The organism is Paenibacillus sp. FW507-14B1B, from assembly GCF_058781425.1.
In genome coordinates this window covers 463,918-484,949 of record NZ_JBYSWS010000004.1, presented here as the reverse complement: position 1 = coordinate 484,949, position 21,032 = coordinate 463,918, and the positions used below count along the sequence as shown (strand labels likewise).

21 protein-coding genes are annotated in these 21,032 nt (G+C 43.8%); all 21 read right to left on the bottom strand.

The window, feature by feature from the left end; genetic code table 11:
- Positions 1 to 109 precede the first annotated feature (109 nt).
- A complete protein-coding gene (fliB, locus tag AC3WJJ_RS20880) occupies positions 110 to 1,360 on the bottom strand; it encodes a flagellin lysine-N-methylase (RefSeq protein WP_492543561.1) in 1,251 nt (416 codons plus the stop codon).
- Positions 1,361 to 1,462: 102 nt separating this feature from the next.
- Positions 1,463 to 1,789, bottom strand: coding sequence for a flagellar protein FliT (fliT, locus tag AC3WJJ_RS20875; protein WP_492543560.1), 327 nt, complete (start codon positions 1,787 to 1,789; stop codon positions 1,463 to 1,465).
- A complete protein-coding gene (gene fliS, locus AC3WJJ_RS20870) occupies positions 1,786 to 2,172 on the bottom strand; it encodes a flagellar export chaperone FliS (protein ID WP_492543559.1) in 387 nt (128 codons plus the stop codon). Before fliS ends, fliT begins: the two co-directional genes overlap by 4 nt.
- A 20-nt stretch (positions 2,173 to 2,192) precedes the next feature.
- Positions 2,193 to 3,716 carry a flagellar filament capping protein FliD gene (gene fliD / locus AC3WJJ_RS20865; protein WP_492543558.1) on the bottom strand — a complete coding sequence of 508 codons (1,524 nt, stop codon included), beginning with the start codon at positions 3,714 to 3,716 and terminating at the stop codon, positions 2,193 to 2,195.
- Between the two features lie 9 nt (positions 3,717 to 3,725).
- Positions 3,726 to 4,103: a flagellar protein FlaG gene (locus AC3WJJ_RS20860; RefSeq protein WP_492543557.1), complete on the bottom strand. Its 378-nt coding sequence runs from the start codon at positions 4,101 to 4,103 to the stop codon at positions 3,726 to 3,728.
- Between the two features lie 151 nt (positions 4,104 to 4,254).
- Positions 4,255 to 5,031, bottom strand: coding sequence for a flagellin N-terminal helical domain-containing protein (locus AC3WJJ_RS20855; RefSeq protein WP_492543556.1), 777 nt, complete (start codon positions 5,029 to 5,031; stop codon positions 4,255 to 4,257).
- A 142-nt stretch (positions 5,032 to 5,173) separates the two neighbouring features.
- Positions 5,174 to 5,413, bottom strand: a complete 240-nt coding sequence (gene csrA / locus AC3WJJ_RS20850) for a carbon storage regulator CsrA (protein WP_492543555.1) — start codon at positions 5,411 to 5,413, stop codon at positions 5,174 to 5,176.
- On the bottom strand, positions 5,413 to 5,862 hold the full coding sequence (locus AC3WJJ_RS20845; RefSeq protein ID WP_492543554.1) for a flagellar assembly protein FliW: 450 nt from the start codon (positions 5,860 to 5,862) through the stop codon (positions 5,413 to 5,415). The genes csrA and AC3WJJ_RS20845 overlap by 1 nt, the downstream gene beginning before the upstream one ends.
- Positions 5,863 to 5,959: 97 nt before the next feature.
- Entirely contained in the window at positions 5,960 to 6,877 is a 918-nt protein-coding gene (gene flgL / locus AC3WJJ_RS20840; protein ID WP_492543553.1) for a flagellar hook-associated protein FlgL, read from the bottom strand.
- 22 nt (positions 6,878 to 6,899) lie between these two features.
- Positions 6,900 to 8,492: a flagellar hook-associated protein FlgK gene (gene flgK / locus AC3WJJ_RS20835; RefSeq protein WP_492543552.1), complete on the bottom strand. Its 1,593-nt coding sequence runs from the start codon at positions 8,490 to 8,492 to the stop codon at positions 6,900 to 6,902.
- Positions 8,493 to 8,508: 16 nt separating this feature from the next.
- On the bottom strand, positions 8,509 to 9,012 hold the full coding sequence (locus tag AC3WJJ_RS20830) for a flagellar protein FlgN (RefSeq protein ID WP_492543551.1): 504 nt from the start codon (positions 9,010 to 9,012) through the stop codon (positions 8,509 to 8,511).
- An 11-nt stretch (positions 9,013 to 9,023) separates the two neighbouring features.
- Entirely contained in the window at positions 9,024 to 9,308 is a 285-nt protein-coding gene (gene flgM / locus AC3WJJ_RS20825; RefSeq protein WP_422658585.1) for a flagellar biosynthesis anti-sigma factor FlgM, read from the bottom strand.
- Between the two features lie 153 nt (positions 9,309 to 9,461).
- Positions 9,462 to 9,875, bottom strand: coding sequence for a TIGR03826 family flagellar region protein (locus AC3WJJ_RS20820; RefSeq protein ID WP_492543550.1), 414 nt, complete (start codon positions 9,873 to 9,875; stop codon positions 9,462 to 9,464).
- A 117-nt stretch (positions 9,876 to 9,992) separates the two neighbouring features.
- Positions 9,993 to 10,880, bottom strand: a complete 888-nt coding sequence (locus AC3WJJ_RS20815; protein WP_492543549.1) for a ComFC family protein — start codon at positions 10,878 to 10,880, stop codon at positions 9,993 to 9,995.
- A 132-nt stretch (positions 10,881 to 11,012) separates the two neighbouring features.
- A complete protein-coding gene (locus tag AC3WJJ_RS20810; protein WP_492543626.1) occupies positions 11,013 to 12,854 on the bottom strand; it encodes an ATP-dependent helicase ComFA in 1,842 nt (613 codons plus the stop codon).
- A 387-nt stretch (positions 12,855 to 13,241) separates the two neighbouring features.
- Complete coding sequence (locus AC3WJJ_RS20805; RefSeq protein ID WP_492543548.1) at positions 13,242 to 13,775, bottom strand: hypothetical protein; 534 nt, start codon at positions 13,773 to 13,775, stop codon at positions 13,242 to 13,244.
- Between the two features lie 420 nt (positions 13,776 to 14,195).
- On the bottom strand, positions 14,196 to 14,918 hold the full coding sequence (locus AC3WJJ_RS20800) for a response regulator (RefSeq protein ID WP_422658589.1): 723 nt from the start codon (positions 14,916 to 14,918) through the stop codon (positions 14,196 to 14,198).
- 4 nt (positions 14,919 to 14,922) lie between these two features.
- Entirely contained in the window at positions 14,923 to 16,077 is a 1,155-nt protein-coding gene (locus AC3WJJ_RS20795; RefSeq protein WP_422658590.1) for a sensor histidine kinase, read from the bottom strand.
- Positions 16,078 to 16,122: 45 nt separating this feature from the next.
- Positions 16,123 to 18,822: a stalk domain-containing protein gene (locus tag AC3WJJ_RS20790; RefSeq protein WP_492543547.1), complete on the bottom strand. Its 2,700-nt coding sequence runs from the start codon at positions 18,820 to 18,822 to the stop codon at positions 16,123 to 16,125.
- A 326-nt stretch (positions 18,823 to 19,148) separates the two neighbouring features.
- Positions 19,149 to 20,351 carry a methionine adenosyltransferase gene (gene metK, locus AC3WJJ_RS20785; protein WP_492543546.1) on the bottom strand — a complete coding sequence of 401 codons (1,203 nt, stop codon included), beginning with the start codon at positions 20,349 to 20,351 and terminating at the stop codon, positions 19,149 to 19,151.
- Positions 20,352 to 20,681: 330 nt separating this feature from the next.
- The gene (locus AC3WJJ_RS20780; RefSeq protein WP_492543545.1) at positions 20,682 to 20,972 is read right to left on the bottom strand and encodes an alpha/beta-type small acid-soluble spore protein; all 291 of its coding nucleotides are present in this window, start codon (positions 20,970 to 20,972) and stop codon (positions 20,682 to 20,684) included.
- Positions 20,973 to 21,032 lie beyond the last annotated feature (60 nt).

The window sequence follows — 21,032 nt, the reverse complement described above, 5'->3', positions numbered from 1 at the left end:
GTAGTGTTCAAATGAATCTATTAAAAACAAAACGAAAAGACCCAAGCATTTGCTTGGGTCTTACGTCTAACTATATCTTAAATTGTTAACAGTTTTTAAAGAAGGTCCGCTAGTTCTTAATTAAAAGACTCATATGTCCCATTGTTAGATAATTCTCTGCATTTAAGACCTCAAGTGTATTTTTCACATATACATTTGAATGTTCGGATTTTTTCGTAAAGGATTGTATTAATTTAATAACTAATTCAGTTGTCAGTCCCTTATGCTTAGACGACATTCCAATAAGCAGTAGCTTCAGTAATACGAAATGACTTACTAATAAAACATATACTTTAAAGACATTGCCACTTTCACTTCTAGGAAAGAGATGAGTAAATATAAAATTGACAGCATAATTCTCAAAGATATATTCATGCTCATTTATGAAAGGCTGAAAATGATGGTTATAGGCTTCCGAAAATCGTTCCACTAGTTCATTTTGGCTATCAGTAGAATCGGTTGCATTTAACCCTTCCAAGTAATCTTGTATACACTCTCTAAATCTACTATTTGCACCAGTCTCGCTTAAATTTTTAGATATAATATTATTCAATATAATGAATTGAAATTCATTGTTAATAGGAAATACGTCAAAGTTTCTTAACTCTAAATCACTATCAATCATTTCTTTAAAATTATTTATTAAGGAAATAATATTGATTTTAGTATCTTTCTCTTCATTAATTAGTGACTGAAGTTCCTCTACAAAAAGTCCGAGTATAATTAACCTATGAGCAAAGTTAAAATCTCTGTTTTGTAAAATTTCTATTGAGAACACTCGAATCTCCCAGAAGGAATCCATGTAACTATTTTTTTCACCTTCTATATGAATAGCTGATTTTAATAAGAGATTATTTTGTATCAATGAATCAGTATAATTATAGGTAAATTCCATTTTATTCGGATTTAGTAGTGCCAAACGTGCAGCCTCAGGACAAGACATAACAGCTGACACTTCAGGCGAACTATTCACAATATGAATATTTCTTGGATATGTTGCGCAAATTGGCGCCAAGTAATGTTCGCCAATGCTAGCTTGAATAGTACATAGATTACTTTCATTTAACATTGAACAACAACCTGTCTGATTATCCATTTTCATAGCAGCATATTTTTTGTCTGTTCTTTTATTAGCCTCTTTTTTCTCAATTCCGTTTTTAAACAAATCCCTAAACTTTTTATTAGAAAAACTAGACAAATTCTTATATGTCTGTTTATCAATTTCTACTTTCCAGCCAATACAACAACTATCTTCACAGCTCGAACCGATACATTTAAAATTCAACATATATTCGGGGATAAGCGCAGACTGATTTTTCATGACTTCACTCCTTCTAATTAAATATCGGCATTTACGGTAGCATTCTAAATACACTCATAAAAAAAGATGCCTTCTGTCTAATCTTGAAGGCATCTCAAAACACTATTTTCTATTATCTATAAAAAAACTATCGACTGCATAACTATGTTGGTAAGCAGACTGCTGACTTTTGATAGCCCCTTGCTTAGTTAGCCATTGTGCAGCTTCGTCTTTTATAGCTTGCATTCGAGATAAGATGGCATTATCAAAAGCCAGTAAGGCTTGAACCTTTTGTTTATCATCCTCTTGCAAAGGCACTTCAATCTGCTCAACAATGTGCTGACGAAAATCTACGAATTTTTCTATTTCCTCATATGATGCATTTGATAACTTAATCGCAAGCTCATTGGTTGCCGTATACAATTCATCTAATAATATCTTATTGCTCATGACTGCTCCATAGTTAAGCCTTGAGTTTTACTAGCTTCCCCCCAGGCCTCGCGAAGATCTAATAAATACTCTAATACCTCTTTGGCAACTTCTTTATCTTTTCTAATATTTGATTCAACTAGTCTATCAATCATATACTCATAAACTTGTAATAGACTTGATGAAATCGGATATTCAAAATTCAAGGAAGCTATTAATTCATGAATAACGGCCTGTGCTTTACAAAAATTATTATTTGCCTTTTCAATGTTTCGTTCTTCAACACCCTCTATGCCCGCTCTTACAAAGCGAATTGCACCATCATATAGCATCATTAATAATTTTGGTTTTGAAGCAGTCTGTGCCTGAGCCTGTTGATATTTCTGATAAGGTGTATTAATCACAATGATTCCTCCTTCATGAATCAAGACATAAAACTAGACAAGGAGCTGGAGGTACTATTGTATTTATTCATGGCTACTTCCATTGCAGTAAATTGCTTATAGAACTGTGTTTCCTTCATAGTAAGGCGCGTATTCATAGCAGAGATTCGATCATCAAGACCCTTTAACTGTTCGCCTAAAAGACTTGAGGCTATGAAAGTTGCATTAAGATCAGTACTTGTCTTTGATGTACCGGCTGTTTTCGCTATGTTCTCTAACGAATATTGGGATATCTTTCGTAATCGACTGTAAATGCCATCCGTATCGTCATATCTTGATGTGCTTGTTGTGGTCGTAGCTGATGATTTTTTTCCAAAAAAGTCACTCACAGCATCGGGATCCTTAGCGAGAGCTTCCTTTAGCTTAGTCTCATCTAAATATAACTTCCCTTGTTCAGTCCACGTTCCCGTCGTGATTCCCAGCTGTGTAAGGTTTAAACTCATTTTCTTAGCGTCGCTATTTAAAGAACTTACACGTCCAATATTAACATCGCCCATTAATGCAGTACGCATTTCAGAAAGAGTTTGCTGTAGAAAGCTATCGCCTTTAAGCATACCACTCTTCGCCTTACTCTCCCAGAGCTTAATCTCATCTTCTGTCATGTCCTTCTTCTGTTCTGTAGTCAATGGGGCGTATTTACGGTATCTCTCTTCGTTGACTTTGTTATTTAATGAGGAGACCATATCATTGTAAGCTTCAACAAACTTCTTAACATTATCCACAATTTTATCTGTGTCTTGGACAACCTCAATCTTTGTAACCTGGCCAGATGAAATTCCAGTTAGATTGATATCAACACCATTGATGTTGAATCTGTTAGAGGACTGTGTCATCACCATTCCATTAACCTTAATTTCTGAGTCAGTTCCAGAAGTAACTGTAACTAGTTTATTTAATTTAAATTGTTGGTCCAATATATCCCCACTAAAAGTTAGGTCTTTACTTTTTCCTGACTCCTTATTTGTTAAAGATAATCCACCAGAAGTAGGGTCATAGATAGCTGTTACATTTGCTTTTTTATCAGAATTTATTTTTTGAACTAGTGAGTTTATGGTGTCCCCTGCTTCTATCTTTATTGTAGACCCATTTATTAAGATCTCATTAGCATTAGTAGCAGCATCTGGATCAGAGTTATAAATGACTGTATCCCCCGGTCTCCCTGTAGTGCCCTTACCACTCTGAACTGTTGCAGATGTAGCTAGCTTTACTACCTCAATGTTCATCACTCCGCTATTGGCAGCCCCCGTCGCGGTCGCTGTTAATACATTCGAGGCTCCGCTAACTTCAGCCTTTTTAGCATTTGTTGAACTGTTAAGACTTAAATTCATTAGTGTATTATTAGAAAAAGATACGAGTTTTGTACTCGCTTCACGGTATCCTTCACGTTTCCATTCAAGCAGTTGTTTTTGTTGGTTTAATCGATCCAGCGGTACTCTTTGGGCTGTCATTAATTGTTTGACCATAGAATCTATATCTAAACCAGATGCAAAACCTGATATTCTCATAATATCCTCCTAAACTTTTTCATCAATAATAATTCCTGTAATCTCCATCATTCGTGCTGCTAAATCTAATATCTTCTCTGGGGGAACTTCTCGAATTAGTTCCCCAGTATCCTTGTCCATTACTTTAATCATAATCGTGTTAGTTTTCTCATGCATAGAAATCTCAAATTGCTTTTGAGGACCTTGGATAGCTCGTATTGCTTTTTCAAGATCTTGCATTGTTTGTCTTTGATCGACTTTACTTACGTTAGAATTATCAATATTAATTTTAGGTCTTACTGAAATCCCACTCTCTCCATCTAACTTCGCTATTGGAGTAGTGTTAGTTGTCTGAGTGACCCCTTGATTTGCTATCGACCTGTTACTCGTAGTTACGCGTGCATCCATCGGTCTTATCCCTCCGTATACTACTGCTTTATCCGGTCTTATGCATACTGTTAATATATATATCGGTAATTACAGTAGAATATTTATATACTTATAAAAAAGAGACCTTAAAGTTTTAAGGTCTCTCACGAATATAATGTCTAGATTAATATTAACGAAGTAGGGACAGAACACCTTGTGGGGCAGAGTTAGCTTGAGCCAACATGGATTGGGAAGCTTGAAGAAGGATGTTGTTTTTAGACAAAGCAACCATCTCTTTAGCCATGTCAGTATCACGAATACGAGATTCAGATGCTGTCAGGTTTTCTACTGTAGTACCCAAGTTGTTAGAAGTGTACTCCAAACGGTTTTGTTGAGCACCGTAAGTCGCACGTTGTTTGTTTACTTCATCAATAGCTGCCTCAATAGCAGTTACGTTAGAATCTTTATCAAGAGCTTTAGTGTTAGTCAGAACTGCTGCTGCAATAGTAATCTTAGAACCTTTATCGTTAGTTACGATATCAGCTGTAGTAGTACCATCGAGAATCGTCTTTCCGTTGAAAGAAGTGTTTGTAACGATATCATTGATTTGTGTCTTAAGTTCTGTCAACTCAAGATCAATGTTTGCTTTATCCTCAGTACCATAAGTTCCATTGTCCTTCTGAACATTCAGTTCTTTCATACGAGTCAACATGGAAGATACTTCATTCAAAGCACCCTCAGCTGTTTGCAGCATGGAGATACCATCTTGAGTATTACGTTGTGCCTGCTCAAGACCACGAATTTGTCCACGCATTTTTTCGGAGATCGAAAGACCTGCTGCATCATCAGCTGCACGGTTAATACGAAGACCTGAAGATAATTTCTCCATGTTCTTGCTTGCTGCTGTGTTATTCAGACCCATGTTACGGTGAGTGTTTACTGCTGGAATATTATGATTGATAATCATTATTTATTTCCTCCCTGAAATGTTTATAATCCCACGTCCTTGTGGTATGAGCGTCTTCACAGGTCGGCCGCCCTGAAGAATTACCGCTCTATTATATATATCGTCAGGAAGAAGCATCTTTTAATAGCAAATTTCACTTTTTTTAATTTTTATTTTTTTGGTCTATCATCTTTATTAATGCACTCATTCCAGCCTGTGTTGGAGCTGCAGACTCCTGATTAGATTCCTGTATTGAGAGATATACTTCCTTACGGAAAATATCGACCTGCTTAGGAGCCTTAATCCCCACACGAACATTATCACCCTCTACGCTGAGAACGGTTAATTCAATCTGATCCTGAATGATGATGGATTCTCCTACTTTACGTGAGAGCACGAGCATTATTTAACACCATCCCTTTCATTCTTTTCAGCAGACTCATTCCATAGGCGATGACTTGTACGATATGGAACGCCTTGAAGTACAACCTGCTTTCCCAATCTTTCCTGAGGATTAAACACTAATGGTGCCAGAAGATTAATACTAGAATCTTCTATTCTTTCTCTCACAGTAATTATACACTTCACAGATATCGCATCATTAATAGAGAGTTCTTCAGCATCCATATCAGGCAAGTCAAATTCATAGTTAGGATAAAAAAGAAATGGGTCTGCTAAAACAAACGTAAGGTGCTTTTGCTTTAGGGACTGCATATACACAAACGGGCTGTCTTCTTCATCAATAAGAGCAAATTGTTGTTCTTCCTCAAACCCTGGTATTCCCTTAGGAAATTCGTAAATCTGCCTTTCTTGCACATCTATTTCTCCCCACATGGACGTATGAATAATCATAAACAGCACTCCGATCCTAAATAAAATGAAAAGAAAGCTATAGACAGACTTCCAACCATCTACAGCTTTCTATATTTGATATCAAAATTTCAAAAGATTATCTTAGAAAATCCATTAATGTAGGTTGAATAATCTTGGACCCAGCAGAAAGAGATGCATTATAAATATTTTCTTGAATCTTAGAACGGATAATTAATTCTCCGTAATCAGCATCTTCCGTTTTAGCTTGAAGTTCGGTCAAATTAAGTTCCAAGTCACCTAATCTATTCTCCATTAACTCAATTCGGTTTGACTTAGCCCCTATCTCTGCTCTCATGCTAAGTAGGCGATCCATACTTGACTCAATGTTAGCTAACTCTGCACCAGCCTCATCGTGTTTACCATCCTTAAGAGCTTGAGAAATACGATCCATCATGACAAAGACATTGTCATCTCCGTTACCAAAAACATCATTACCTGTAACGTTAATGCCAATTTTCACATTTTCACCAACCAAGTATTCAACAGCACCTTGATCCGTTATTACAGTTCCTGCTGTTGTCGTATTCAATGACCCATCTGGATTCTTTGGAAAATCGAATGGCATCTTGTCGTATTGCTGCCCATTAAATACATATTTTCCGTTCAATTTGCTATTTCCTATATCAACAAGTTGTTCCTTTAGTTGGGAGACCTCCGCGTTAATACTATCTAACCCAGCCTGTGAGTTTGTACCAGTTGAACCCTGAACAACAAGCTCTTTCAGTTTCAATAAAACACTACCCGCTTGATCCATCGCAGTATCACTAAAATCCATCCAAGATTTAGCGCCATCCACATTCTTCTGATACTGTTCATTGGAAGAAAGCTCCCCACGATAACGCAGGGAATACGTGATCCCTACCGGATCATCGGATGGCTTATTAAGCTTTTGGCCAGTTGACATCTGCAGTTGCGTTTCGTTCATCCGCGAAGCATTTCGGTTAAGGTTCAACATTAACTGGCTGCTCATCATATTCGAAGTGACTCTTAACATATCAAATTACCTTCCTTCCTCATTATCTTCCCACCACGCCAGTGGAATTGATCAACTTGTCCAGCAACTGGTCAAAAGTTGTTAAGAAACGGGAAGCTGCGCTATAGGCGTGTTGAAATTTAATCATGTTGGTCATTTCTTCGTCCAAAGAAACACCACTTACAGACATGCGACGTGTGTCAACTTGTGAAACCAGGAAGGAGGAATTCTCCGCCTGACGCTGTGTCTCTTGTGTCTGAACACCCAGTTGTCCAACCATCGAGCTGAACAATCCATCCACTGTCGAAGTGTTAGTGCTGCCCGGTACGGTGAATGAGGAATTCTTGAGGTTTGTGAGTAGCTTCGCTAAATCATTATTACCCTTAATCACAGAGTTGCCGTCTGTTGAAAGTCTCATGGAAGTAGCAATCTTATCTGGATTATCCGAGATAATCTGATTTAGACGAATATTACCTGCAGTAATATCTGTGCCCCCATCTGCTGCCGTAAAGAACGGTACACCCTTATCTGTAGAACCATCCATCGTATAACCAAGCTGATGCAGGCCGTTAAAACCTTTTACAATCGTAGAGACATCTTTGTTCAGTGTTGCACCACTAGGTATAGGTTGACCCGCTGGTATAATGGATACCTGACCATTGATCTTCACTTCTGCATCAGCAGTTAAAATCGTTCCTTCAGGAGGCATTGCTCCTGCGGGAAGCTTCACCTCAACGTTACCGTTAACCAGTGTATTGGCAAGCGAGTTCATCTGATTGCGATAGTCCTCCACAAGGATATCCTTGGAGATAATCATCCCGTGAACTTCTCCGCCTTTAAGATCTCCGCTTTCGTAAGCGGTGTTCAAGAAAGCACCATCAACCGTCGCAGCGACAGTATCACCCTCTACAAGGCTCTGTCCTCCAAGGGATACATTGTATCCTCCCTCGCCATCCGTTACGGTAACATTCATAATTTTGGACAACTTATCAACCATCAGATCTCGCTGGTCACGAAGATCGTTAGCCTTATCACCCAATTGCTCTATCCGAGTTATCGAACTGTTCAAATCCGCAATCGCCGTTAAGTACCCTTGAGCTTCAGTCGCCTTAACATCAATGTTTGAATTCAAATCTCTGCTTAAATTATCAAGTTGCGTGCTCATATGATTGAAGGCATCAGTCAGGGCTTCTGCCGTCTGCTTTACGATTTTGCGTGCCGTGGGATCATCCGGGTTCTTGGACAATTCCGAGAATGAGTTCCAGAAATTATCCATTACCTTACGAATACCACTATCAGATGGCTCATTAATAATGGCCTCTAATTTATCCAATGTGTCATACTGAATGTTCCAGCTACCAAAAGAACTATTCTCCCCTCGAAACTGGTCATCCAAAAACTTTTCCCTAATACGCTCAATGCTATTAAACTCAACCCCTGTTCCGAGTTGGCCCGCTGCCGTTGAGCGGTTAAGTCCATAAGCTTCCATCGGGATAGATGCTTGCATTTTCACAACTTGACGGGAATAGCCCTCCGTATTGGCATTCGCTATATTATGACCTGTCGTCCCGAGTGCGGCTGTTTGTGTAAACAGGCTTCGCTTGGCCGTTTCAAATGAATGAAATGTAGATCTCATTACAATATCCTCCTGTTTACGCTCGGGTATCGAACAGACCCGGTCGTCCTGTACTGCCGCCTCTATCAGACGGGTGATGATAAATGGCTTCGTCTTGTGATGACTTTCCAGTCAGCATATCGAGAGAGAAGTCGATGAAATCGAGGGATTGAATCAGCAGCTGCTGATTCAGATCGTTCTTCTCCTTCAGCTCTTGCAGTGTACGAGACAGCCTTGCCTGGATCGCAAGTAACTTCGCTTTCTCCTCCGGATCGAACACAAGCCTAGCAAGCTCTGTTAGTGTCAGCTCCAACTGTGATTTAACACCGCGGCTCTGTAAAAAAGCAAACGATGCTTCGATGCGTTCCCGCTCCAGCTGCTCGATTGTCTTCATTCCTTTAGACTCTCGATTAAGTAGCTGAACCACGGTATCCACATCGTTCTTCACAATCGCCGCTCTCTTCGCTTCAGCCACGTCTAACATGTCATTGTACACCGTTTCGAGCCGTTGTAATGAATCAATTAACACCTGTACTGTCATATCAGACATCCTTAGCTCTCAGGAAACTGCTTGAAATAAGGAAGCAGCTTCTCCGCAAGTTTATCAGCACTCACATTATAGGTTCCTGAGGAAACCTGTTCTTTCAAGGATTGAATCTTCTGTGCGCGAGCTGGATCACCAGCACGCTCCTGAGCCTGGAGCATCTCCATCGCTTCGGTTGAAATTGACACCTCGTCCTTGCGGCGAGTTTTAGTGTGTTGTTCCTGTCGGTTAGTCTCCATGTTCCGTTGATACGAATGGACAGCGCCGACGCGTCCGGTTTCGTTAATCTTCATAACGCTCACCTTCCTTTTATATAGAAAAAGAATTTCAAATTGTTCCTCGTACATACATTTTACATAAACCTTCAGATAATGTGAAAAACCGATAACCTTTACTAAGATTATCGGCCGGGATTGTAACATAGTTAATAGTTCGATTGTAGCGTTTTAGTATTTGCGTAATTTGTCAACCGCTCTATAGGTTAGGTCGTCCTTCTTATTTGAAGTATCGTTACCTGACTGGTCATCCGAATGAACACTTCTTAATTCCTTAGTCAATCGTGTTCGACACGATTCACACATGTTACTCTCACGTATCAGCGTACCGCAAACCTCGCAAGGATAAGACAGGTTCGGTGCGTTAGCAATGGAAATACGGCCTTCACGAATAAACTTCGTGATCTGACGAATCGACACTCCTGTTGCTTCAGATACTTCATGGATTGTAGCACCTCTAGATTCTCTTAAAAACTGGGCGCACTCCTGATATTCCACCTCAATGTCTTTCAAACAGTCAGAACACATATCCCGGAAGTTTAGCGCATATAATTTGCCGCACTTCGGACAATTCCCCAAGTTCATACTAACCGCCCTCCATGTCGCATAGATCCTTTGATACTTATAACCATAGATTACCGTATAATAGGTCCTCACGTCTATCATTAATAGGAAAAAAATGCGTATTTATCCCTAAGACAATTAAGACCGTGCCCAAGTAAGACTATACACCTCTACCGATATCCCCTGAGATTGGCCCGCATTCTTAAGTGCCTGAGAGCACGCATTAATTGTACTGCCTGTCGTGTATATATCATCTATCAATAGAATCCGGAGCGAAAAAGGCACCTTTGTGGGAGCAATCGATCTTAGATGTCTTTTTCTATCACTTACAAAGATTCGATTCGCCTGTAACTCCATCAAATGCGCCGATTCCGGTAGAGTACGAAAAATCCCCTCCATATCTTTCAGTCGATCCATCCGGCTCTTAAAACTTTGCTTATTCGTATGCCGATCCCGCTGAAGAAGCTCTGCATACGGGAGATTAATAGCATCAGCTAAACCGCGAGCCAGTACCTCAGCCTGATTGAACCCCCGCTCTTGGAGTCTTTCATGACTCACCGGTACGGAGGTGACCAAATGAGCCTGCCAATGTTCCTGAATCCGGGACTTATTACTAGCTTCACGAGACAATACGAACTGCTTCCTATTACTTAGTTCCCGCTGCATTTGACGGAATCCCCGCTCCATCATCCGTATCAAAAGAGGCGCATATGACTCGTTCCCACGGTACTTGTATTGTGCCAACCACTCTCTCATATCGGCACTATACGTTACTGCACTTCGATTACATACAAAATGCCAGGGTCCTGCACCTTCACGCGTACAATCTGGACACCCGATCATTCTTCCGCAGTACACGCATCTCAGACTTGTAATCCATGGAATCGATAAGGAACAAGTCCGGCATATGCCTAATTGCTCTTGTGATAATGATGTCGTTCTCCCACAGGTCAAACATTTCTGCCCGGTTACTGCAAGCAATCGATAGAGCGGCTTTAGGATCCGGTCGAGTGTATCGATCAACATGAGTAGTAGCCTCCTTACGTCTATTAGAGGAATGCTAGAAGAAGCATAAGATTGAAAGCATAAGGTATATAGCATTAATCAGATCCAACACTCTACATCTCTGACTCCCATCTGACAAAGTCTTTCCCACGTTCAGCGCTTCAAATATCCACCCCGCCACGCAATCCGGTTCATTCGCTTAATCTGGTTCATCGCGGATCGCTGACACCTTGTCCACTGGGGCGAGCCAAATACAACCCTTCCCGCCGGATCATCCTTGGACCGTCCTGCCCGACCGGCCATCTGGATCAGCGCCGCCTCATCAAAAAGCTCACTGTCCGCATCCACGATAAACACATCACTCTTGGGTACGGTGACACCGCGTTCCAGTATCGTTGTCGTTACTAATAAGCGAATGTCCCGATTTCGGAACGACATCACTTTCTCTGCCCTACTAGGATCAACAGAAGATGTTCCTTCTATAGAAATGTCCTTGAAATAACGGCGTAATAGCTGTAAAAAAGGTTCAATGTGACGTATCCGTGATACGAACAAAAAGACCTGCGCTTCCCGCTGCAGTGACGCCTTAAGCTCGCGTACTAAACCTGAAGGAAGACTCTTCTGCGTTAGAGAACGCTGAACTGAAGGGATTTTCAGTGCCTTTGGCACAGGTAAGGGATGTCCGTGAAAACGAGCTGGCACTTTCGCATGAGGCAACTTTCCTGCAGCAGCCTCACGTTGGAGCTTCGCAGGAGGAGTCGCGGACAAATAAATATATTTCCCTCCGGGCTTACACGCGCCCTTGGCTGCAAAATCCAGCATCGGATCGTTATGGTACGGGAATGCATCAATCTCATCTATAACTACCAGATCAAAAGCGTGGCGAAAACGAAGCAACTGGTGAGTTGTCGCTAAAGTAATACTCCCCCGCTTCCAGCGGTCTGGGCTTCCTCCGTACAGTGTCGCTATGCTCTCACCGGGAAAAGCGGTAGCGAGACGTGGTGCCAACTCCAGCACCACATCTCTACGAGGTGCCGCCACTAGTACCCGCCCGCCAGCGTCCAGCACGGACTGAAGCAACGGGAAGATCATCTCCGTCTTCCCGGCGCCCGTCACCGCCCAGATCAGGAAGCGGGCGGCCGCGGAGCCCGCCTCCGGCGGCTCCGCCAAGAACCGCAGCGCGGCGCCTGCGGCGGCGCTTTGCGCTGCGCTAAGCCCCCACCGGCCCAAGGCCGCGGTGGGGGAACCCCCGGCCGTGCCCCGCACGGCCGGTTGCGCTGCGCCCTGCAGCAGCAGCGCACAAGAGCGGCTGCGCCCCATAGCGAGGCAGGCCTCGCAATAGGCGCAAGCCGCCGAGCCGCACGTGGCGCATGCCGTGCGGCTAAGGGCCTCGCTGCCGCAGCGCCGGCAGCGAAGGGCCATGGCCCGGCTACGGCGCAGCCAGCCGGGCTTCTCCCGCGGGGCGGGCTGTGCCAGCCCCGCTTCCAGGCGCAGGCGGCCCAGCAGGTAGCCAAGCTGGGCCGCGGCAAGCCAGCCGGCGCGAAGCCTTTCGCCGCCCCCATATCGTGCGGCGTCATCCCCCGCCGCACCGCCCTCTTGAGGCTTCACACCAGCAGAAACCTCAAAATCCTCTTCCAACAATAACTCAACCTCTCCGGCCAGCAATGCTCGTCCTGCCAATCGCTGTATTAACTCCTCCGCTTGCGTATGGAGCTTGTCCCAAACGACCGGATCATCCAGATCCGTGCTTATCTGCTCTCTCTGCCCTGTTATCCACATTGCCATGTCATCTGGCTTACCCAGTAACAGATCTCCCTGCCTTTGCGGCTCTAAAGCCAAATTGTCAGCGAGTGCCTGACGAATATAATGGCGCCATTTTTTTAATCCCCAACTATCCATCTGCCGCTCCGAATAAAGTCCATCCCGCAGGCTAACTGCCCACCCTAATGGCATACCTCTAGCTAAGAGAATGAATCTATCTAATTCATGGGACATTCGTTCACCCGCGTCAACTCCACTAGCTGACTCATCACCCCTACCATTCACCCAAGCTCCCACCTGCTGTTCATTACCTTTCTTCTTACCAGTTCCTAGCTCATCACTTCTCTTAAATGTAGTTTCCCTGTCTCCCATTCCACCTAACATCCACCAACGTATATCCACTCGAATATCCAATGAAATGTCGACATACCAATGACTCTTCATATTCACCGCATAAACAGCTACTTGCACTCCCCCACCCCCTTTCACAATCAACGCTTACGCTCATTCTCTCCATCACCCCATACAACACAAAAAAGCACCCTCTCTCCCTTTTCAGGTTGGAGTGTGCTTCACACCATCATATTTATAACCCGGCTAACACCATCACGTTCCAATAGTCTAGCTCTGGACATAAGGGATTCGGACAACCTCACTTACATTACGCAAATCAAGCACAATACGTTGTTCATCATCTTCTAAAGTCGGAGGAGCTATCTGCTGTACGCCAGCACTCGTGCTTTCATTTGCACCTAAACTTGCACTTGCACTTGTACTTCCACCTATACTGGTACTTACGCCTGAACTTGAACCTCCGCTTAAACTGCTACCTATTCCCACAACCGAATTCCACTCACCCACCGTAAGCTCAATACCAGATAAGTTCACCAAGCGATGTACAATTCTCAAGGTATCATCCACGGAACGATCATCAAGGACGGTGACGCGCACCCGCGTCCCGCTTAGCAGGGCATATAGTGAAAGGGCTCTCAAATACCATTCCACCTGCCGCTCATGGTTGGAAGTAATCAATACATAATGCATTCTAGGGCGCTGTTGTGACGATTCTCCACCATGACGACGAGCATGCAGAACATGCACCAATACAACTGTGACCCCATATATAGCCAGTATCCACAGCAAATGGGCAACCATGAGACTCACCTCCTTCTCTTAAAGGCAGTATATGCCGATTGAGAAAGAGCGGTGACAAGGATGCAAAACACAGCCCACACAGATAACCAAGGTCACGGCATTTCACATACTACGAACACACTTGCTCCGAATATGGCATTCCAATTTTTCTTCCACATTTTCATTCCATATTTTACTGCACTACACACTCCACACTTAGCTCGGAGCACACTCAGATGACTGTCGACTACACCCGCATCTATCCATTACTTATGCCTGCTTAATAGGAATAGGAATCTAGAGGGATACAGACACAGTAATACCGTAGCATCGTATCTTCAATTTGCTATTTATCTCCCCTAAATACACAAAAGGAACCGCCAAATCCTTGGCGATCCCCTCTCCCATGTGTTAAGCCATATCCGTACTTCGGATTACAGCCTACAGTGTCACCCAGCCATACTTGATGGAGTTGATAACCGCTTGTGTGCGATCGTCGACCTCCATCTTTTGCAAAATGCTGCTGACGTGGTTCTTTACAGTTTTTTCACTAATGAACAGGTATTCCCCGATCATCTTGTTGCTCTTACCCTCAGCCATCAGACGAAGAACTTCAGCTTCGCGGCGCGTTAATGGGTTGTTCTCACCAGCTACGAATTTAACACCAGCTTCACGAGTTCCACCTTCGGCCATAGCCCCGGCTTCATTCACGTAAGTCATGCGGCGCAGCTGCTGGATAAGCTTACCCGTCACCTTCGGATGAATGAACGCATAGCCCTCATGAACGGAGCGGATCGCGTTGATCAGCGACTCGGCCTCCATGTCCTTCAGTAAATATCCGTTCGCTCCTTTACGGAGTGTCTCAAACACATAACTCTCATCATCATGAATCGAAAGAATAATGACTTTAATCTCCGGGAATAACTCACGCAACTTCTCTGTAGCCTGCACGCCATTCTCCGTAGGCATGTTGATGTCCATTAGAACGATGTCCGGCTTAACCTGATTGCAGAATTCCAGCACTTGAATGCCGTCTCCACATTCTCCGATGACGTCAATGTCATCCTCCATGTTCAAAATACGTTTCAATCCTTCACGGAAAAGCTGGTGGTCATCCGCTAATAGTACTTTAATGACCGGAATTTCATTCTCCAAATGTTCCATCCTGTTACTCCTTTCTCTTCTCTACGTTCGTCGGGATATGGATTATGATCTTCGTACCTTCATTCTCGGCTGATATAATTTCCATTCTCCCTTCGAGCAGTTCGACCCTCTCCCGCATGCCGATTAACCCAAAGTGGTCCTTGCTCTTCTGTTCCAGTAATTCAACCTTGAATCCTAGTCCGTTGTCTTGTACGACGATTTTAACCATTTGCGCCTGGTATGTAAGCTCCACTAGCACATATGTAGGGTAAGCATGTTTGGCCGCATTCGAAAGTGCTTCCTGCACCAACCGGTAGATGGCCGCCTCCATCGCAGAAGAGAGACGATGCTCCTTGCCACGTGTTTCAAACAACATGCGGATTTTGGACTTTTCTTCAAAATCATGCACGTATTTACGGAGTGTAGGAATAAGCCCCAGATCATCGAGTGCCATTGGACGCAGATTAAAAATAACTTTACGCATTTCTTCTAAACTTGACCGAACCTGTCCCTTCAAATCTACTATTTCGTCTTGGACCATCTTAAATTCCTGCTTAAGAAGCATTCTTTCAACAATTTCTGTCCTAAGAACCAGATTCGCCAGTAACTGAGCCGGTCCGTCATGAATTTCGCGTGCGATCCGCTTGCGTTCTTCTTCCTGCGCCAAAATAATCTTCAATCCGATAACCTGACGATTTTTGGCGGATTCGATAATTCGGGATACTTGTCCTAGTTCACCAGACAAATATTCCAAAACCACACCCATCTGCGAACCGATAGATTCTGCTCGTTCTACCGAGTTCTCAACACTACGAACCCGTTTCTGGAGTTCGTCGCGCCTTGCCTTTAAGTACATTTCCTTCTCGCGATAAATCATGAGGTCAAGCTGAAGCTGAGTTGCCTTTTCGTACGCCTGCTTGATGTCTTCTTCCTTATACCGGACAAAGTCCCGACTGACTTCCGTCAGCCGGATCCGGGAACGGCGGTAGTTCAGCTCCAACTGGTCTACCTTTTCCAAGGTTTCCGTCGTTTCTTTCAGTACCTGCTTCAGTTCCTGATTGAGAGACACGAGCTCATCGCGCGATGTCTCTAATATTTCAAACATCTGGTATTTGCTGTCTTCCATCACTTGGATGGCGTTCTTTATGACACGGTCGATGGCATCAGCTTGATAATCCACGCACTCTACTCCATTTCTAACGTTTCATACTCACATCATACCATATCACGATTCTATCGTAACGGTCTTCGTGTTCTTGTCCCATTTTACTTTCAGGCCCAATTGCTCTGAAACGAGACGCAGAGGGACCAAAGTCCTACCCCCTTGAATCATCGGTGCTACTGCAGTCGATATTCTTTTCCCGTTTAAGACTAGTTCCTTCTTCCCTACTGTCAGATCCATCAGCTTACTACCGCGAAGTACAGTTACTCGCTGAGCTGTTTTATCCCATGTAGCCTGACCGCCGAATGCGTCGAGCACATGTTTGATCGGAACATAGGTTGTTCCACCTTTTAAGAGTGGGGCTGAATCAATCGCTATCTTGTTTCCATTCATCGTGAGTGACTTCTGACCAATTGTCATCACAGCCTTACCTGTTGGCAGACCTGCATCACTCGAAAGCGCAGGCATCGTAAACCGGATATCGTCAAAAGATACCGAGCCCGTCAATGCACGCTCATCCTGCCCTTCCTCTACATTAACAACATACATTCTTTTCAGCTGTGCTGGGAAAGCAATGTTATAACCGCTCAGATCAAGATTGAGCGTCTTCCACCCTGTCCAATCGATCACTTTTGCGAGATCTATATAAACAGTTTTGCCGTTTTTGTCTTTTAACTCCGCGCGGAGCCAGTTTAGACTATTATCCCCTTCCACGTCAAGTGTCATGGCGGTAGCTGCTGCCGGGATGGTTTTGCCTGTAGAACCGTTAAACTGAGCGTAGGCGTACATTTTTTGCCCAATTCCACCGTTCATATCGTAATCCAGCTTCAAAACTTTGGAAGTCGAATGCATTCCGCTTCCCTTCACAATCGCTGCTTTTCCTGTAACGCTGGATACATTCGTTGTGAAGCTAACCGGATAGTTCACATTCTCAAAATCCTCCCACGTGCTTTCACCCGCCGCCGAGAGAACAACGACGGTGCTGAAGCCGTCATAACGAGCAACCGCGTAGCCGACTTTTGCATTCGCATTCACAGAAGTTACGCTCAGTCGTCCGTCTGTCACTTTGCCTTTGAAGCCGATAAACTCCCACTTCAGTGCGCTATCCGGAACTTGAATGCTCTCCCCACTGCTCAGTGTCGCACTGATAGGTACAGAGACAGTTGTTCCTGCAGCTAACGGAGCCGCTGCTGTACTCGCCTGTAAGGACACGACATCTTCTGCACCAAGGACTTTTACCTGCATGGTCGCTTTAGCATTGCCACTAACCGCTGTAACCGTTGATGTTCCCGGAGAAACGGCTTTCACCGTCTGCCCGCTCACCTTAATATTAGTGTTGCTAGACTTCCAGGTTGGCGTTACCGTCTGCATATCTACCGGATTGTAATACGTATCATAGCCTTTTAACTGGTAGTTTCCAGTCTGCCCGATTAATAGGGTCGTGTTCCCACTTACTTTAAAACCCTTGAGTGCGCCTTTCGGAGCAGTCGAGAACACGCCAAGCGCATTAACGATGCTGCGCTGCGCGGTACCGTATTCCGTGTTAAATGTTAATCTCGTATCCATCTCCGCCAAAGGACGGTTTATCATCGTTGTCGATCCGCCGCCGTCCAGATTCAATCCCTTCCACACGCCGATACTTGTCATGAAGCTCTGTAGCTGACTCAGGGACATGCCTGTGCTTCCTGCGTGCTTCTCTGTTGCTATGAGGTAGGCATATCGACCATCCTTGGAATAACCTAACGCGGTACGTGCACGATAACCACCAATACTACTTACATCTCGTGAAAAAGATGTCGCTTTTCCATCATTCACAAGAATCGTATGTCCGCCAATCATCACCTGAAGCGAGTCTGGATTGACTTGTTGCCCGGTTTTCTTGGAGACAAGAGAATAATCGGCTGTAAGCCGCTGTCCAACTTGCAGATTATTTTTCACAAAATTCGCCGCCGTACCATGTGTACGCAGAATAAAACTTCCTTTAGGAATGGATGATTGAATGCTCGCTTTGTCCGAGATTTCCGTGATCACCCCATCCGTTACCATAACCTCGGTTGGCGTTGTCGAACTGTTCGTTGGACGTTCAACTGCCTTCCAAGCACTTGTGTATATATAAGCTGCATTCAAATGGCTAAAGTTAGAGGAACCTCCCTCTGGTACATAAGCCGATTTGTTCATCCCCGCCAGCGTAAACTTCTCACCATTCTCAGCCGTCACACTGCCAGAGAACTCGAACTCATCGACCATCGGTGTGCCGTCTTTCGTCACGGCAAAAGCGTACATTCCCTTCAGCATAGATGGTGTGGACATGAGCAGTCCGCTTGATACCTGTCCACCCATTGGAGCTCCTTGTGCTCCTGTGTTAAAATAGTCACCGTTAATCGCAGCAACCGCACCATTTTCCTTTGCCATGCCACCTGTCGATTGTTTGGTTGTAAAATACCCTTCCTTACCTGTCATCACATCCAGCTTCACGTTCTTATTCTTGAGGTCTACCTGAATGACATTTGCAAGTGAGGTCTGCGAGCCTGTGTTACATTGATATTTAATTAGCGTTGCACCAGATGTTATGATCTCCTCACTTAGCTTCTTAACAGAGGATGCTGCCGCTTCGACTATAGAATTAGATAATGGTCCATTCAGTACCGGAACACCACTTCCTAGAACTGGACCGATCCAGATCACACCTGCTAAAGTAACGATGGCCCATTTCTTCCCCGACTGACTCTTTCTCGACGTTTTCAACTCTTCCTTACGTATCATGTGAATTGTAACTCTCCCATCTTTATGTCCAGACTTCCAATCTATCTGCTGAACATTTAAGTCTCTACTTTAATAGACTGAATTTTAGAGGAAAAGTTACGAAAATAGTCCAACATTCTACTAGTTTCGCATCATTTTTCTTATAATCTACGACATTTTCTTAGAATGCCTTGTCATAGGAGCATGATTACTCTAGTAAACCAACTTACGCGGACAAAAAAAGAAGCCAATACCTGTTACCAGATATCGGCTTCTTCGATCATTCATGGACATTTCATGTCCTCATATTTATATTACACCCAAGATGTAACAGGTTGTTACACTACTTAGATGCCAGCTTGAGCTTTCAACAGCTCCGCTTTATCCACTTGTTCCCAAGGCAATTCTACATCTGTACGTCCGAAGTGGCCGTAAGCTGCAGTCTGCTTGTAGATTGGACGGCGAAGGTCGAGCATGCGGATAATACCAGCCGGACGAAGGTCGAAGTTGTTACGAATGAGTTCAACCAGCTTCTCTTCGCTTACTTTACCTGTGCCGTAAGTGTCTACACTAATGGAGACAGGGGTTGCTACACCAATCGCGTAAGCAAGCTGAATCTCACATTTGTCAGCAAGACCTGCGGCAACGAGGTTCTTCGCTACATAACGAGCTGCGTATGCTGCAGAACGGTCTACTTTTGTAGGATCCTTACCGGAGAATGCACCGCCGCCATGACGAGCATAACCGCCATAGGTATCAACGATGATCTTACGTCCAGTTAGACCTGCATCCCCTTGAGGTCCGCCGATTACAAAACGGCCTGTTGGGTTAATGAAATATTTCGTTTCTTCATCCAAAAGTTCCGCAGGAACAACTGGAAGAATAACTTGTTCTTTAATATCTTTCTGGATTTGCTCCAGTGTTGTTTCTTCAGCATGTTGAGTGGACACAACGATTGTATCTACACGAACAGGTGTATTGCCATCATACTCAATTGTAACCTGAGTTTTACCATCTGGACGAAGGTAGCTCAGTGTACCATCCTTACGCACTTCCGACAAACGGCGTGCAATACGGTGGGACAATGCAATTGGAAGAGGCATCAATTCAGGAGTTTCGTTGGTAGCAAAACCGAACATTAAACCTTGGTCGCCGGCTCCAATGTTCGCAGTTTCCTGATCCATTTGGGATGGGTCACGATCCTCTAGTGCAGCGTTTACCCCTTGTGCAATATCAGCTGACTGCTCGTTAAGCGATGTCAATACAGCACAAGTATTGAAATCAAAACCGTATTTAGCACGGGTATACCCGATTTCTTTCACGGTGTTTCTTACGATGGACGGAATGTCCACATATTCGGATTTAGTGCTAATTTCACCAATTACGAGTACCAAACCTGTAGCTACAGATACTTCGCATGCAACGCGTGCGTTGGGATCGTTGGCCAAGAAAGCGTCGAGTACCGCGTCGGAAATCTGGTCGCAGATTTTATCCGGATGTCCTTCAGTTACGGACTCAGATGTAAATAAACGTCGCCCTGTTACAGACATGAGATCAACCTCCCATATGGATAGTATTATACTTGCGAAACAAATCATTCGTCTTTCTCACAAAACGATGCTTGTTTCCACAAGAAAATATAAGCAAATATAAATGGCTATTATACTTCTTATATTATAAAAGAGGTCCTACACAAAAAATGAACCTTTTCCAATTGGAAAAGGTTTGAATGTACAATCCTCAACATGCATATTAACGTATTTGAAACCTGGTGTCAATCCAGCTGACAAGCAGTTTTTCAAGGTTTTTCGCTGATTTTCCACACTTTTTCATTCTGAAAAAAATTCATGTAATAAGTACCTGTTTTTTATGAAAAAATACTACAGCTGACCATACATACTTTGTTCCGCTTGACGCACCAATCGCTTCGTAATTTCTCCGCCTACAGAACCATTATCACGAGAAGTTAAATGGCCCCAACCAGGACGTCTGGACGATGAGCCTCCACCCATAGCTCCCAGTTCAGAACCAAACTCGGTATCTGCCCCGTACGAGCTGCCACCGTGTCCTACGTTCAATCCAAACTCTGCTGCAATCTCATACTTCATCTGATTCAACATCTGACGACTCTCTGGCACAACTTGACGACTACTGCGATTGCTATTTGCCATGTTACTACTACACCTCCTGCAATGTTGGTTTACAGGAGTATTATCTGTGTTTCTTTCCTT